A 15,504-nucleotide genomic window follows, 5' to 3' on the forward strand; every position below is an offset into this window, starting at 1 on the left:
TTTGGCAAAGCGATTAGGCGGCGAAGGCGAGAACTAGATTTATCCCAAGAAGAACTGGCTGAAAGGTCAGGGCTTCATCGTAACTACATCTCAGGTATCGAAAGCGGAGAGCGAAACCCTTCATTAAAAAATGTCGTCAAGCTAGTGGCAGCTTTGGAAATTTCTGTTTCTGGTCTCTTTGTTAATTACGGTATTGAGGTCAAAAGCGAACCGGAAAACGATGCCTAAAATTTGCTGATTACGACCAAAACACCAACGGTTGGGCTGGTTACGCTTCCCTTTGCCATAGAATCAAGTGGCAGTTTAAAAAGACGCAAAGTGAGCAGGCGATAGCTGAGGCGTGAGCGATCGCCACAAAATAAGTTTGCTATCGGAATGTCCTAACTGCGGAGCAAGGTTTAAGGTTCCAGCGTTGTGGGCTGATGGATGGTGTCATCAGTGTTTTTTGTCGTTTGTTGAGATGGGAAGGTATCAAAAAAATTTTTCAGTGTGAGTTTTTGAGTAATGGCAAGCATCATTAATGACAGAAGCCTTAAAACGAAGCATAAAGGTTGCTCACTCTGTCTCATCTACAGGATTGTTATGCCTCCTGCTACTGGTCAACATTCCGTACTGTCACTTCAAAATCATCACAAAGTTTATTAACCAGGTCTTCCATTTCTTTGAAAAAATAATCTCCAACTTGCTTCCGATTTAACACTTTATACTTGCGATATATTTTGGCAAACTCTTCATATATTTCATCTTCTGGAACATTTGATTTGATTTTGATAATCAAACGCTTTCCCTCCTCAGAATTCCGCACAGACTCAAATAAATCGCTAATTTTTGATTCAAATTCTTGAATACGTTCCCCTTTCAAGCTTTCTTGTTCATTACGCGCATCTAGGATAGCAAGAATATCAAATTGATACACTGTACTGCTAGGTTCTTTCCCTTCAGCAACTTTAGTCAGTTTCTTTTTCTTTAGTTCTGGCTCTTTTGTTTCGACTTCAATGATGCCGATTTGATTATCAAAATAGACTTCGATCGCGTCTTTAATATCATCAATACGGTGCAGTCTGTTATAGATGGTATTGAACAGACGCAGGAATGCTAACAAGCTAGGTTCGCTGTACTTCTCGTCCAGACTAATCACATACTCAATGCGGTTGAGGATGGTGAAATACTGGGCGGCTTTGGCTTTGGTGTCGGCAGTGCGCTTGGGGTTGGCATCAATATACTTTTCGATGCTGCTTTCTAAGTCGAGATAGCTTTCCGGATCATTGTGTTTTGCGTTATTGTTGAAAACTACGAGAAAGACATCAAAGAATTGTTCGTAAACATCAGATTTTTTAAGCTCTGTAAACAGAATCTCTAAAACTCGTTTGTCACTGTGAGGATCGAAGTCACTAACGACGACATCAGAAAAATGCTCGAAGGCATCTTTGATGTTTTGCACGTTGACATTGTTATAGGAAAAATCAACAATTTTACAGTCATTTTTATTTTTGGCAGTGCGGTTTACTCGTGAGATGGCCTGAATCGCGGCAATGCCTTTAATTTCTTTATCTAAAAATAGGGTATGCAGTTTTTTCTCGTCAAATCCGGTTTGTAGTTTGGCGACGACGATGATTAAGCTATTTTTCTTTAGGGCAAAGTTTTCTAAGACTTTTTCTTCGGTGAGTCCATCGTTTAACCCTGTGGCGCTTTGTTCGTCTTGGTTACTAGAATAGACAACATGAATGGGAGCGTCGGCATATTTGGCGTATTTGGGCTGTTTTACCAGTTCGTTGAAATGTTGGGTTACAGCCTGTTTGTAGGCGATCGCTGCTTTAATCGAATACACCGCTAGCATGGCTTTGCCTGTGCCCCGGATTTGCCGATAGACATCTTTTACCAGCAGATCGGCAACATATTTGGCAATAGCATCGATCCGTTCTCGGTTTTCGTAGATGTCTTTTTTGTCAGCGTCTTTATAGTTGGGTGCCTCAAAGCCCTCTAGTTCGTTGCTGGGTAGGTCAAACAGCATCTTGGAGGCGACGGGGACAATATTTTTGAGGGGGTTGAGAATAAAGCCATCTTCAATGGCTTCTTTCATGCTGTAGGAGTCGAAAGGAACCCAGAGCTTTTCGCTTTCGGCATAGCCACTGAACTCCCCAAAGCGGGCGAGGGTGTGGTCATCGGGGGTGGCGGTGAAGCCCACAATCAGGTTTTTCTTAGTCCGGAGCAGGTTGTACTGCCTTTGTTCGTCGAAGGGGGTTTGCAGTTCGTCAAAGATGTTGACCATTTCATCGTGCTGGTCGCCGCTGTTGGAACGGTGAATCTCGTCGATTAAAAAGACAATGCGGAGTTGAGCGAGTTTTTGTAGCGTATCCGCATCGAGCATTTCTCGCACAGCACCAAACTTTTGCAGGTTGACAATAACCAGGCGAGTGTCAGATTTGAGGGCTTCCTGGAAGGTCTTTTTGTTGTGTGCCTCAATGAACATCTTATTGTCGATGTTCATATTGAGCATTTTGGAGTCGATCTGGCTGCGGAGTTGCAGGCGATCGACCACGATCATGATTTTGTCGTAGACATATTGACCATTGCGGCGCAGGTCTTTGAGTTGCAGGGCTGTCCAGCCGATGATGTTGGATTTACCGAAGCCAGCGGCGTATTGCAGCAGCAGGGAATAGACATTTTTGTTGTTAGCGTAGGCTTTGCGCTTCTCAATCAGTTGGGCGCGTCTGGCGGTGGAAACATGAGCTAGCTGCTGTTCTAGCTGGTGAATGAAGTAGTCGTCTTCGGTTTCATGCGCTAAAAACTCGTCGATTTTAGCGAGGATTTCATCGGTGCCAAATTTTTGCTTGGGGCGAGGTGAAATCAGGTGCCCTAGCTCGTTTTTGAGTTCCTTTTTGCCATTGACGACATAGACATCGCGCTCGATGAAGTTGTAGTAGAGGATTTCCTTTTCAATGAAGCTTTTGCCGTAGTGGGCGGTGAAGAGTTCTTTGAGTTTGTTTTTCTTGTCTGCGTCGGGGTTAAGCAGCGGGTAGGGTTTGAAGACCTTGACGGCTCGTTTTTCGTATTCTTCGCGATCGAATTTTCCTTCGCGGCAAGTGGTGAGGATTTCGTCAAAAAAGTCAGAGATCGTGCGAATGACGTAAGTTTCGCCGATATCGGTGCTGGTGATGTGAACGGCTTTTTCAAAGATTTTGAGGAAGTCTTTGCGGTAGGAGTCTTTCTCTTTGTCGCTAAGTTGAGCGTTTTTATCAAACGTTTCGGCATAGACTTTGACGGCTTCAAAGTAGTCTTTGATGACTTTGCCACGCCCATTTTTACGGGCGGTCTGGTTGCTAAGGTTAGATTTTAGTTCGCTGTAGCCGAAGTAGATGCCATTGACGAAGAAGCACAGGTCTGGACGGAAGGAAAAGATTTGTTTGCCCTGATACTGGTATTTGTAGGGCAGTTCTTGAACAACGGAAAAAATATTTTGGGCAAAGAGGCTGCTGTCGTGAATTACGCTGTCGTCGGTGTAGAACAGGTGGAGCTTAATGCCTTGCAGAGTAACGGATTTATTGGCGTTGATGAAGAGTGCCATGTTACGACTGCTAGCGATACGCTCTTGAATCAGGGCGATCAGATATGCCAGCAGTTGTTGGGCGTTGCCGCCATATTTCTTGAGCAGTGTCTCGTAAGATTTTTGATTAAGGTCAGTTGTAGAGATAAAGGCTTGTAGGTCTTCTTCAATAATGAGGGAGTTCGTAACGGTGTTCGCTTTGACTTCCTGGTAGCCTAACTCCTCCCGAAAAAATGGGACGAGAAATTTATCTTGTAGGTGTGTTTCACTCATAGGTCAGACTACCTTTATTTTGCCTGTGACGACATCATTAATGAGAGTTTTACGGAGTTCTTTAAGCTTCTCGATTTGGGTATTGATGGTTTGAATAATTCGGTCAATGTGGGCAGTTTTGGTATCGAGATAATCAACGATCACTTTTTGCTCAGAGGGTAGGGGAAGTATAAAAGGAAAAATTTTGACATCATCGAATTTCATTGATTGTCGAAGTCCACCACCAAACCAGTAAAAGACTTTGGAAATGTCATAGACAAAGAGGAGGTAATAGGCGAAATTTGGATGAATATTTCTCAAAAATTCTAAACACAAATATGCTGAAGTTATAATTCCTCGTTCTTTAGCTAATCCAACTCGTAAACTTCTTTGATCATTTTGCAAGTCAGTCAATCTAAGAATGATATTTCCAGCTTCAACAATTTGATAGGTTTCAAAAGATTCAGGTAGTAAGCCAAAGCTAGTATCAATATCTCTTCTTTTGATCTTCCCATAACTTAAGGAAAGTAGGTTCTTTTCAACAAGTCCGGTGTTCTTTCTCTTTGATTGAACTGCTATACTGTTAATTCTTCTAGTTTGCCAATGTTCAGGAATTTCACCTATCCACTCGATGCCGCTATCTTTCATCGGTACAGATTTATCAAGCCCGCGTGTTACGGTTTCGTTGATGAGGGATTGTTTGAGGTTGCTGTATAGAGTTGCTTTTTGGGTGAGGAGGTCAATTTTGCGATCGATCTGTGTGGTTTTTGTGTCGAGGTAGTGGGCGATCGATTCTTGCTCAAGAATCGGGGGGAGAGTAACCCATAACCTTTTGATTGCTTCTTGGTTGATGTTGGGATCTTTCCTCGCACTATCAGCAAAAATCTCCCAATGAGGTCTGAAATATTGTATGTAGTACCACAGGTATTCTGAGACGAATCTTTTGTCATTTGGAAAGATGGCACAAACAGACTGATTGATGGTTACTTCTTCTTGAAGAATTGCATTCTTACCAATCGTTCCCATTCCTCCATACATCGCCAACAAAATACTTCTGATAGGAATAGAAATCAAGTTATAGTGTTCGCGTGCAAGATATGTAACCTTAAATTCTGAAGAGTACAATTTATTGTTGTTTAGATCTGTGGTGCGAACCCAAAAATGAGTTCCATTGTCATAATACTGACTCAATCCACTTTGAGGAGTAGTTCCTGATTTTGTTTTTGTTAGATTTTTGATTCTAAATAAACTCCAATGCTCAGGCACTTCATTTAACCACTCAATCTCAGTAGTTTTATAAGCTTTATGACGTTCAATCTTCATAACGCTAACTCCTCTTCAAGCCTCTTCAACTCCTCATCAAGGAACCGGATTTCCTTCAAAATATCTCCAACGTCCCGCAATTTTTCAGGTTTATAAAACACCTTATTAAAATTAATTTCTACTCCCACCACATTCTCTAAATACTCAAACGGCTTCGTGATGTACTTCGCCATAAAGGCTTCAATAGCTGCCCGGTTTGCTGCCTCATTCCGATGAAATGGAATGATCTCATAATCCTTCTGATAATTGGGCGTTAACTCTACTGTGATTTCAATTCGTTCTGGCTGGGTTTTCGTTGCCTTTTTCAACGCAGCTTTCACCACGATCCTGCCGCAGCCCAACGCTTCCTTCTGACCCAATGCCTCTTTAATCAGCGTTTCCTGATCGGCATCAAAGCTATACATTGCTTCTTTGGTCATCACTACCAACGGCTGCTCTTTGTAGTCCAGCGAATCTACAAATGGCTTAATGTCTTGCTCATATACCTCTAGCAATGAGCTAAACCGTTCCAAATCGTACTTCGTAATCGTAAATTCCGTAAGCGTTCGCTCTCCGTTTTCCAGCTTCACTGGCTTCAATTTCAGGCTGGTTTGATCTTCCTTGAGATGACTTGCAAAGGTTCTGCCCTGCTCATCTACATTCGTGAGCATGATCGCCTGCTTGTTGAAATAGAAAAACTCCTTGTCAAACACCCGTGCATAGTCGTTGTCTACAAAGTTCGTCAGGGTTTCCACAATTTCTAAGCGGCTGGCTTCATCCACCTCTTTTCGCTTCGACCCCTTATTCTTTTTCAGCGGCTTAAACTTCTCACTAGCATTAATTAACATCACCTGATCCCGACGTTTTTTATTCTTATTTAGTACCCAGAGATAGGTGTAAATGCCTGTGTTAAAGAACTCATCCGTCGGCAACTGGATCACCGCTTCCACAATGTCTGAATCCAGCATCCACTTGCGAATATTGCTCTCGGCTGACCCTGCATCGCCACTAAACAGCGTCGAGCCATTGTGAACCACAACCCCCATACCGTTGGCGTTCAGCTTTGAGATCAAATGCTGCATAAACAGCAACTGACCATCCGAAATCGACGGCAGATACTTAAACCGCTGGGTTTTGTCGTTTCTGAGATCCTTCTCGTATCCCTTCCAACTCACCCCATAGGGCGGGTTAGCCGTCACCACATCAAACTCATCGTTGTAGAACTTGTCATCTGTCAGCGTGTTGCCATGCTCGATCTTAGAATCGACCCTAAACCGACTCTCGATCTTAGCTAGAGCGTAAAGCGCATCATTCCAGTCCTGCCCAAAAGTTTGGGTCAGCCGCTTGACCTTAACTTTAATCCGGTCTTCCACCCCAAATAGCAGGTTGCCGCCGCCACAGGTGCAGTCGTAGATTTTCAGCAGGCGATCGGAATCCTCAATCTTAGAGGCAATAATCTCAGCAATCAGCGCGATCACGTCATCTGGCGTGTACTGTTCCCCCGCCGTCTCTGCTGAAATATCAGCCCAACGGCGCTTAATGTGTTCTTCTAGGGTTGTGATTGCCGAGTTATCAAAGGGTTTGAGGTCAATGCCGCTCCACTCCTTCGTATAGCCCAACAGCACCTTTTTTGCCTTGATCTTGGCAATTACACCTTTAATATCGAGAAACTTCTCGCCCTGCGTAGTATCCACGCCCAGCAGGTCTTTGGTTTCCCCGTCAAAGCCGTGCAGGTATCCCTCAAAGTCAATATCAAAGGATTTATCGTTCTGGCAGATGTCCTTCAGCGTTTGGTTCTTCTCAAAGATATAGGCGTTATAGCCCTGCCCCTTGTCCTGAATTAGCTCGATCAACTCGTCTTGAGAAATATCCGCCCAGGCCTCTTCCCCAATTTCCGCCTTCAGTTCGTCAAACATCCTCACCAAGCGGCTTTCAATCATCACTAGGGCAAAAAACGGCATCATAAATGACGGCCATTCAGATTCCTTGATGCCACAGCCCCGCAGCAGGTCAGCCGTTGCCCAGATTTTTGATTCGTATTGAAGGATATTAGGTATCATACAAAGGATTTTTTTACACTCAATATTAGAGTGAGCTTATTTTGGCAACAGGGATAGCAATTAATAACCAGCAAAACACAACGCCAAGCGCTTTGTTAACAGTAATTACACCCCATTAACAACAAGCTCTTAACTTATCCCCTACTTAAAGTCTCTAAGTTTCTCCTGCAACTGCTGATGAATGCAGTCCAACCACACCGGAATCACGGCATGACCTCGATCTATGGATGCGATCGCATCTTTCTTTTCAAATTCCTTTAATCGGAAATCTTTTTCCTTTTTATCCCAGACCAGCATAAATCGCTTCTGCACCACTGGATCGGAAAATTCCGGCGCTTTATGCTTCAAAGCCTGCAACGCCCTAGCCGCAACCTCAAAACTCAACCCCACCGATAGCCAGTATTGCATCACTGCCAACTCAGCTAACTCAGAACGAGAGTAATAAATACTCCGTCCTGTTCCAGTGGCACTAATCGGAGGTACAACAACTCCCCTTTCCCGCCAATATTGCAACTGGCGTAAACTACAGCCTGTAATCTCAGCTGCTTCCTTACTGCTAAAGAATCTTTCTGACATACCTCTGATTTTACAGAAGGCAGTTAATAATACATTTATGTCTGTATTAAACACTATTGTTTAAAAAGTATGAGCCAGATAACCGTTCAGTGTGTTTGTTTGCAAGTGAATAAACTCGCCATCCTCTTTGGAAACTGATGGCAGACCTGAACACGCCCTTAATTAACAAATTACTGGCGCAAATGGCTTAACATTCTGATTGGCGAAACAAGGGCAGTCTTCCGGCTGGAATAGTCAAACAATTGTGCCAACCCCTCAAAACTGACCCCCGATTCACTAATCAACCTGCACAGTTCTATACAAGTGGAAGGCGTCGCTGAATACGGGTATGATTCCCCAAAATTTAGAACGAGCCTTCGAGGTTCCAGCGATCACTTCATACCTGCATTCAGCAACGCCCAAGTGGAATTGCCGTTGTTGAATACATTTATGAATGCTGGTTTAAGTGATCGCCTTTCTTCTCTTGAAGCAAACGGTTGTGATGAAGCTTCAGCTCAGTTCAGCTAATTATTCTCCAGTTCAACTAATTATTCTCCAGTTCAGCTAACTATTCTCCTTTTACAAAGAATAAGAAACGTTATAACAGCTTATTCAACTGTTACCGATTTTGCCAAATTCCGAGGCTGGTCTACATCTAAACCGCGAAGCGCCGCAATGTGATAAGCCAACAGTTGCAACGGAATTACTGTGAGGATCGGAGAAAGCAACTCTTCCACAGCAGGAACGGGCAACAAATCATCAAATGTTTCCGCTGCCTCTGGGTCGTTCATCGGCGTCACACCAATTAAGCGGGAATCCCGCGCCTTCGCTTCCTGGGCATTCGAGAGGACTTTTTCGTAGACAGTCCCCGGCATGGCGATCGCTACTACGGGCACTTTCGCATCTAACAATGCAATCGGGCCGTGTTTCATCTCTCCCGCGGGATAACCTTCGGCATGGATATAGCTGATTTCTTTCAATTTCAGCGCCCCTTCCAAGGCAATCGGGAAATTAATCCCCCGTCCTAAAAAGATAAAATCTTTTGTTTCGGCAAAATCGTGAGTCAGATGTTCAATATACCGCTCCTGACTTTCTAAAATCAGTTCAATCTGGGCTGGCAACTGCCGCAAGCCAATTAAAATTTGCTCTAACCGGATTGCCGATACCGTTTGACGCCGATAAGCTAAATCCAGCGCCAAACAGTAAAATGCCATCAGCTGGGCAACAAAAGTTTTCGTCGCCGCCACTCCAATTTCAATTCCGGCATGGGTTTCGATAATCTGGGGCACCATCGTCCCCAAAGTGCTTTCTGGACGATTGGTAATCCCCAGCAATCGCGTCTGAAACTGGGGCGGCTGACTGGCACGACGCTGGGATTCCATTGCCAAAGCTGCCAGCGTATCCGCTGTTTCTCCAGATTGGGTTACGCCAATGGTCAGCGTATTGGCAGTGAGAGGCGCGGGTGCATAGCGAAACTCAGAGGCATACTGCACGATAGTGGGAATTCCCGCTAACTGTTCCAGCAGGTATTTACCCACCAGTCCGGCGTGCCAACTGGTACCGCAGGCAAGAATCTGAACGTGTTCTAAATTCTCGTACAGTGACGCTGGTAAATTCAGTTTAATCGGAGATTGACGAGAGTCGGCGGTCCAATCTGCGTTTAGGTAAGCTTCTAAACAAGCGCGAACCACCCCCGGTTGCTCATAAATTTCCTTGAGCATAAAGTGTTTGAATCCCTGTTTTTCCACCTGTACGGGATTCCAACTCAACGTCCGGGGACTTTTCTTCAGCCTATCGCCTGCGAAATTGTACACCTCAACGCCAATCGGGGTCATTCTTGCCAATTCACCATTTTCCAGGGTCAGGACGGCACGAGTGTGGGGAACCAGCGCCGGGGTATCAGAGGCGCAGAAAAACTCTCCTTGACCGAAACCAATGGTGAGGGGAGCTTGTTGCCGTGCCACAATCAATTCATCGGGATAGTCGGCACAGACAACTGCGATCGCAAACGCTCCCTCCAGTTTATTCACCGCCTGCCGTACCGCTTCTAAAAAGGAAGAATGCTGACTTGTCACCGCTGAGTTCTGTACCTGCTGTGTCATCACTTCAGCCATCAATTGCGGGATTGCCTCCGTGTCTGTCCCCGCCTTCGTCACTGCTTGCCGCACTGCCTCTAAAAACGGAAACTGTTGAGGTGTAGAAGCCGAGTTATGTACTTGCTGTGCCATTAGTTCGGCGATTAACTGGGGGATTAACTCCGTATCCGTCCCCGTTTTCGTCACCGCCTGCCGCACCGCCTCTAAAAACGGAAACGGTTGAGCTGTCGCCGCCGCTTGCTGCGCTTGCTGTGCCATTAGTTCGGCGATTAAGTGGGGAATCACCTCGGTATCGGTATCTGAGCGAAACTCGTGTCCTTTGGCTTTGAGTTCTTCTCGCAATTCCCGATAATTTTCAATAATCCCGTTTTGGACTACCGCGATTCGCTTCGCCGTATCTGTGTGGGGATGGGCGTTGTATTCTTCTGGCTTGCCGTGAGTCGCCCAACGGGTGTGTCCAATGCCAATCGTCGCCGGATTAACTTCTCGTTGTAGCTTTTCGCGCAGGTTGTAGAGTTTGCCCTTTGCCCGCACGCAATGGATATCACCTTCCAAGACTGTGGCGATACCGGCAGAATCGTAGCCCCGATACTCCAGTTTTTCCAAGCCTGCCAGCAAAATTTCTGTCGCCGCTTGAGTGCCAATATAGCCAACGATTCCGCACATATATCACAACACTCCTGTTCACACTTAATCTTAAAAGCTACTGGGCTATCCCAGGAACGTCAAGGTCAACAACATTGTATTGGTTACGGGCGATCGCGCTCTGATTCCGCAAAAAAGAGGGAGCAATTTGCCCCCTCAATGCCTTGGAATCGGAATGATAAAAAGTGTTTTCAAGCCAGCTTGTTAGTATGCCAAGCCCATGCTGCGAGTCGTTTCAGCATTGCTCAAATAAACTCGGATGCTCAAAAAGTCGGTAGGACAGGCAGTTTCGCACCGCTTGCAACCTACACAATCTTCAGTCCGAGGAGATGAGGCAATCTGTTGGGCTTTACAGCCATCCCAGGGAACCATCTCTAGGACGTCCGTTGGGCAAGCGCGAACGCATTGGGTGCATCCAATGCAGGTGTCATAGATTTTAACGGTATGAGACATCGAAAAACGGCTCCTTTCTGAGTGTTCTCTACTAATGACACTAGAATCAAGGCTTAGTTTACCGCAGGCGCATAGACGCCTCTGCAAAAGGCCACAGAACTTCAAACTCTGTAATAGATTGCCCCTAATTGCGACTTTCCGACAAAGGCGGGGAAATCCCTCTGTCTCAAGGCGGTTTGCCTCACCGGCAAAGCTGGGGTGCCTTCGACATCATAAAGAAGTGTGAACGAAAGGCTTAACTCAGTTGAACAAAATTCAATTCCAGCGTTCGACACAGAGAAGTTTTAACCCTTGGGAATCGACTATGACACTGATTCGTTGGCAACCTTTTCAAGAAATGGCAACCCTGCGCCGTCAAATGGATCGAATGTTTGACGAACTGGCAAGCGTTAATCGGGATGCTCCAATCACCTGGAAGCCTGCGATTGAGCTGCAAGATACAGAGGACAGCCTAATCCTGCGGGCACAAATTCCTGGCATCGAAGCCAAAGACCTTGATATCCGCATTTCTCGTGAAGCGGTTGTGATTACAGGCGAACGCCGCTACGAAAAGAAAGAACAAGAAGGCGGTTACGTCCGTTCTGAGTTCCGCTACGGAAACTTTCAGCGAGTAATTTCTCTGCCTGTTGCGATTCACAACGATCGCGTCCAGTCTGAATTTAAGGATGGTGTCCTGATGCTGACGCTGCCCAAAGTAACGTCAGTTCGCGATCGCGTGGTCAAGCTCAATCTAGCAGATAGCACCAGTGCGGCTCCAGAAGTCACCGACGCACCCGTTGCTGACACGAAGAAGCCCGAAGCAACTGAGAGTGCTGAACCGGCTAGCGTCTGGGATTAATCCAGATAATTTTCGGTTAATCCGTAGCCGCGAAAACTTCTTAGTCTAACCACTCAACCGCTGAGCATCAGCAAGGCGGTTATTTTTTCGCCTTCTTCCAGAAGTCGGGAAAATCCCCAAAAGGCAATTCGGTTTTCCTCACTGACGTAACCAGACTGTTTTGACATTATAAAAACGTGGGAACTAAAAGCTTCATCCCATTGAACAAATTTCAATTCAAGCATTTAGTCACTGCAAATTGGAGGTAACTGTTTTATGGCACTGATTCGTTGGCAACCCTTCCAAGAAATGGAAACTCTACGTCGTCAAATGGATCAAATGTTTGATGAACTTGCCGGAAGCGATCGCGTAGCTTCTCGCCAGTACAGCACAACTTGGAAGCCTGCCATTGAACTCCAAGACACTGAAGACCATCTGATCCTGCGGGCTGAAATTCCAGGCGTAGAAGGTAAGGACATTGATGTCCAAATCACTCGTGAAGCGATCGCCATTAGCGGCGAACATCGCTTTGAGAAGAAGAATGAAGAAAAAGGCTTCTTCCGCTCCGAGTTCCGCTATGGTAGCTTCCAGCGCGTGATTCCTCTACCAGTGCCGATTCAGAATGACCAAGCCAAGGCTGACTTCCAGAATGGCATCCTGACATTAACCCTGCCGAAAGTCACGGAAGCGCGGCGTACCGTCGTCAAACTCAATTTAGGAAGCACCACTACGACTCCAGAATTGACCAGTCAGTCAACTCCTGAAGCCAACCACGCCAACGTGAACTAATCTTGCCCTTGCCTTCCTGAAGGGTCTTGAGCCTGGGTAAGAAACAATAGCCTAATTTAGTTATTTAACCGCTGAGTGGTCTTCAGTAGAATCCTACCCTCCACTCAGCGGCTATTTTTTTGGCGTTGCACCTTGAAAAACTATTTATTTTAGAGACAATCCCTCAGTAAGTTGCCTCTAGAAAAAACCATCTCCTAATTGGACAATGTCATCTTTTTAGCTATCGTCAAGGACGATACACTTGTGCAAGATGCCTTCTTTGGGAAAAAACTCAAAATGCCAGATTCCTTGATGTATCGACAAGATGCCTTCGTTGTTCTGGAACCCAACCAACCAGAGCAATTCCTCACTCCCGCAGAAATGTTAGAAAAACTGAAGGCAATTTTGGCAACTCGTCAAGACAACCTACCGCCAGATTTGCAAAAATTTCCTTCAGTAGAAGCTCAAGCTGAATACCTGCTAGAAACGTCCTGCGAATTAGATATGGGGCCAGGACAATTTTTACAGTGGTATGTCGTGCGTTTAGAAAAATAAGAGCGGAGTTCCTCCGCCCCTACGTTTAGGGTGTAGCAATTAGCGCTACATCAACACGTTGTTCAGCTGGTTGAGTCACGGTTACGCGCACACCAGGGCCAAAAAACCCTTCTATTTTCTCCCGCTTCTGTTGCCAAACCTCTAGAGGGAAGAGCGGCGACTCAAATTCCAACACCAAAGCGTAAGCCCCATCGATCGCAGTTTCGTGTAATCCTGTTAGCACAGGTCTTTCTTCATCGGTTGGACTCAGCCCCAAGCTGCTCAAAGAGCTATCGAGATGAGCATCTTGACCGTAGCGATAGCGGGTGACATCTAGACGAATTTGATTTTGAGTTGCAGTGGCTTGCTGTTCTCGGAGTGCCAGTATGTCCTTGGAAGTCGGTTTGGTGAATGGTACGGGCGTAAGTTCTGAGGCTTTGAGGGCAAGCCCTCCCAGCAACAGAGGAACCCCATAGAAGAATCCGGCTAGATTCAGCGTCGGGTTGTCGGTAACGTAAGCAACCAGTCCCGCCAGAAATAAAACGCCACCGACACTTAAACCCAACGTTCCCAAAGAAGTTTGACGTAACATTTTAATTAGGATACCCAATTGACAATCTCTTCAGCTTTATTATCCTTGGCACTGGGTAACATCTCTAGTATGGGTGGGATTTTTGTTAAAACTACGTGCTTTGCTTTGGGTCGCGATTGAGAAGCACGAAGCTGAAGAAGTCTCCCTAATTTGATAGCCCTTGACGAATGAGTGCAGAGTCTGTAAAGTAGCCCATCAACCAACGGTAATTCATAACTCAGGGCGTTTACAAAAGGAACCCCTATTATCAAAATAAGTCGCTGTTGTCCGCCGCCATCAATTCATAACTGAGATAATAAAATGATTCAAGAAGACAATTCCGGGGCTACAAAAAAGAGTAAAGCCATCCTGGATCAACTCAAAACGCTGAAGCAGGAAGATGAAACGCTTTATAACATCTTGGCTGTAGATGTTTGGGCTTTAGCCAAAACAATGGATGAGTTTCAACCAGGATTTTGGTCGGCTTTTATGAAAAATCGGGAGAAGGCGCTGAAGCGGTTTATTTCTGAAGTGATTAAAAATAAGCCTACCGATCCGAAACGTCCTCCTTTCCTTCGCTAGGATTAATTATTGTAAATAAATAATCGACAGAGGAAGCAAACAATGGACCCACAAACACTCAAGCAATGGATTAGCCAGATTGAACTCAAGCGTGAGTCGCTGGTAAGGCTCCTGGAGGAACCAAACCTGGGAACTCTACGAATTGATGTTAATCAGGCACTCGAAGAAATTGATGACCTGATTGATGAATTTCGGCGCACCTTCCCAGAGGCAGATGCCAACTAGAAACTAACGCCTTGCCGAGCTGAACTCTAGCCAAGAGGCTACGGCAAGGACGCCAATCACTAATTGCGCCCCTTTCTAATGACTGACTGCCCGCTGCCCTAGCTGCTTGACTAGAGCAATCAGCTCTTGAGTAGCGGTGTCTTTTTTACAAAAAGCATCAATTCTGGCGGTTTGGCTCATCACCTCAATCTGCGGGTCTTCGACTGAGGAATAGGCAATAATCTGAGCGTGCGGATCGATGTGCTTGATCTGGGTAGATGCGCTCAAACCGTCTAATACTGGCATTTGTAGATCGAGAATAATCACATCAGGGTGGTGACGCTCGACCATCTCAACGGCTTCTTGACCGTTACTAGCCAATCCAACTAACTCGATGTTTGCCTGACTCTGGAATGCTAATTTCAGGCTAAAACGAGTTAGCTCGTGGTCATCAACAACAAGAACACGAAGAAGGGGGTGCTGACAGGACAACATAAGAGGATAACTATATCATCTGACGGTTCTAGTTTAGGGGCATAGGATACAAAAGTCCCTCTACCATCCGAGCGAACTGCTGCAAGAAATACTCATTTTACCTCCAAACTAAAGTAGATAATTTTCTAAAGTTTAAATATTTATAAAGAAATCTGGAAGTTTAGTTTTTATATGTTTAAACCAATTGAACAGCCGCTCGTTTCGCTTTTGTCTTTCTAGCGCGATCGCTCTTGCGTTTCAGCCATTCACTTCCAAGGATACCAAGACTGTTTCGGGCTGTCCTCTCCACCCAGAGGGATAGACTGAAAGAGCGATCGCGCTCTTGATTCGGTGGGGAGTGCGATCGCATCTTTGAAGTTTCTGATTTAAGAATTCAAAACTGACAGGAACTTCAAAATAGTCTAAATGCTTAGAATTCCTGTAAGAGTTGGCAGATAAGTTTTGAGGACTTCAGCTAGTTTACTGGCATCCGTAACAGCACTAGCAACACCCTTAAGGACATTCACAGCCATCGAGCAAAGTTAAGCCCCCGTCTTCCGGTGGCTTGTTCGCCTCTTATTCTATAGTTCCCACAGCGTCCAAAACATCTTTCTTGGCATTGTTAGAAAGGGTGGAATCAGTTTTAA

General features: G+C 45.5%; 15 protein-coding genes and 1 pseudogene. 7 read left to right on the forward strand and 9 right to left on the reverse strand.

The annotated features are described in order from the left end of the window. Positions 1–228, forward strand: a 228-nt coding sequence (locus tag NDA03_RS22925; RefSeq protein WP_348239251.1) for a helix-turn-helix transcriptional regulator, incomplete at its 5' end; no start/stop codon positions are given. 364 nt (positions 229–592) lie between these two features. On the opposite strand, the gene NDA03_RS22930 is transcribed toward NDA03_RS22925, so the two are convergent. The 4 genes from NDA03_RS22930 to NDA03_RS22945 all read right to left on the reverse strand — a co-directional run bounded on the left by NDA03_RS22930 (position 593) and on the right by NDA03_RS22945 (position 7,734). Continuing rightward, positions 593–3,817, reverse strand: a complete 3,225-nt coding sequence (locus NDA03_RS22930) for a DEAD/DEAH box helicase family protein (RefSeq protein WP_348239252.1) — start codon at positions 3,815–3,817, stop codon at positions 593–595. A gap of 3 nt (positions 3,818–3,820) precedes the next feature. Beyond that, on the reverse strand, positions 3,821–5,119 hold the full coding sequence (locus NDA03_RS22935) for a restriction endonuclease subunit S (RefSeq protein WP_348239253.1): 1,299 nt from the start codon (positions 5,117–5,119) through the stop codon (positions 3,821–3,823). Beyond that, positions 5,116–7,158 (reverse strand): N-6 DNA methylase, encoded by a 2,043-nt coding sequence (locus tag NDA03_RS22940; protein WP_348239254.1) that lies wholly within the window; start codon positions 7,156–7,158, stop codon positions 5,116–5,118. Before NDA03_RS22940 ends, NDA03_RS22935 begins: the two co-directional genes overlap by 4 nt. Before the next feature lie 141 nt (positions 7,159–7,299). After that, the gene (locus tag NDA03_RS22945) at positions 7,300–7,734 is read right to left on the reverse strand and encodes a MerR family transcriptional regulator (RefSeq protein ID WP_348239255.1); all 435 of its coding nucleotides are present in this window, start codon (positions 7,732–7,734) and stop codon (positions 7,300–7,302) included. Between the two features lie 69 nt (positions 7,735–7,803). On the opposite strand from NDA03_RS22945, the pseudogene NDA03_RS22950 reads away from it, so the two are divergent. Beyond that, a pseudogene (locus NDA03_RS22950) lies at positions 7,804–8,039 on the forward strand (hypothetical protein); the annotation flags it as partial. A gap of 282 nt (positions 8,040–8,321) precedes the next feature. Here the strand turns inward: NDA03_RS22950 and glmS are convergent. Together glmS and psaC are read right to left on the reverse strand one after the other, a co-directional pair. Then, positions 8,322–10,475: a glutamine--fructose-6-phosphate transaminase (isomerizing) gene (gene glmS, locus NDA03_RS22955; protein ID WP_348239256.1), complete on the reverse strand. Its 2,154-nt coding sequence runs from the start codon at positions 10,473–10,475 to the stop codon at positions 8,322–8,324. A 183-nt stretch (positions 10,476–10,658) separates the two neighbouring features. After that, on the reverse strand, positions 10,659–10,907 hold the full coding sequence (gene psaC, locus NDA03_RS22960) for a photosystem I iron-sulfur center protein PsaC (RefSeq protein ID WP_089128523.1): 249 nt from the start codon (positions 10,905–10,907) through the stop codon (positions 10,659–10,661). Between the two features lie 304 nt (positions 10,908–11,211). Between psaC and NDA03_RS22965 the strand changes: the two genes are divergently transcribed. The 3 genes from NDA03_RS22965 to NDA03_RS22975 all read left to right on the forward strand — a co-directional run bounded on the left by NDA03_RS22965 (position 11,212) and on the right by NDA03_RS22975 (position 13,047). After that, positions 11,212–11,745 (forward strand): Hsp20/alpha crystallin family protein, encoded by a 534-nt coding sequence (locus NDA03_RS22965; RefSeq protein ID WP_190410513.1) that lies wholly within the window; start codon positions 11,212–11,214, stop codon positions 11,743–11,745. A gap of 255 nt (positions 11,746–12,000) precedes the next feature. Next, positions 12,001–12,513 carry an Hsp20/alpha crystallin family protein gene (locus NDA03_RS22970; protein WP_348239257.1) on the forward strand — a complete coding sequence of 171 codons (513 nt, stop codon included), beginning with the start codon at positions 12,001–12,003 and terminating at the stop codon, positions 12,511–12,513. 276 nt (positions 12,514–12,789) lie between these two features. After that, the gene (locus NDA03_RS22975; RefSeq protein WP_190410511.1) at positions 12,790–13,047 is read left to right on the forward strand and encodes a chlororespiratory reduction protein 7; all 258 of its coding nucleotides are present in this window, start codon (positions 12,790–12,792) and stop codon (positions 13,045–13,047) included. Between the two features lie 25 nt (positions 13,048–13,072). Here the strand turns inward: NDA03_RS22975 and NDA03_RS22980 are convergent, their stop codons facing one another. Further along, positions 13,073–13,618 carry a DUF2854 domain-containing protein gene (locus NDA03_RS22980; RefSeq protein ID WP_190410510.1) on the reverse strand — a complete coding sequence of 182 codons (546 nt, stop codon included), beginning with the start codon at positions 13,616–13,618 and terminating at the stop codon, positions 13,073–13,075. 300 nt (positions 13,619–13,918) lie between these two features. On the opposite strand from NDA03_RS22980, the gene NDA03_RS22985 reads away from it, so the two are divergent. Together NDA03_RS22985 and NDA03_RS22990 are read left to right on the forward strand one after the other, a co-directional pair. Then, entirely contained in the window at positions 13,919–14,179 is a 261-nt protein-coding gene (locus NDA03_RS22985) for a hypothetical protein (protein ID WP_190428356.1), read from the forward strand. 42 nt (positions 14,180–14,221) lie between these two features. Continuing rightward, complete coding sequence (locus tag NDA03_RS22990) at positions 14,222–14,404, forward strand: hypothetical protein (RefSeq protein WP_190410508.1); 183 nt, start codon at positions 14,222–14,224, stop codon at positions 14,402–14,404. Positions 14,405–14,479: 75 nt separating this feature from the next. Here the strand turns inward: NDA03_RS22990 and NDA03_RS22995 are convergent, their stop codons facing one another. Both NDA03_RS22995 and NDA03_RS23000 read right to left on the reverse strand, forming a co-directional pair. Beyond that, positions 14,480–14,878 carry a response regulator transcription factor gene (locus NDA03_RS22995; protein WP_190410507.1) on the reverse strand — a complete coding sequence of 133 codons (399 nt, stop codon included), beginning with the start codon at positions 14,876–14,878 and terminating at the stop codon, positions 14,480–14,482. 175 nt (positions 14,879–15,053) lie between these two features. Then, positions 15,054–15,227: a hypothetical protein gene (locus NDA03_RS23000; RefSeq protein WP_348239258.1), complete on the reverse strand. Its 174-nt coding sequence runs from the start codon at positions 15,225–15,227 to the stop codon at positions 15,054–15,056. Between the last annotated feature and the right edge of the window lie 277 nt (positions 15,228–15,504).

Source organism: Trichocoleus sp. Lan, from assembly GCF_039961855.1.
GTDB lineage: Bacteria > Cyanobacteriota > Cyanobacteriia > Cyanobacteriales > FACHB-T130 > FACHB-T130.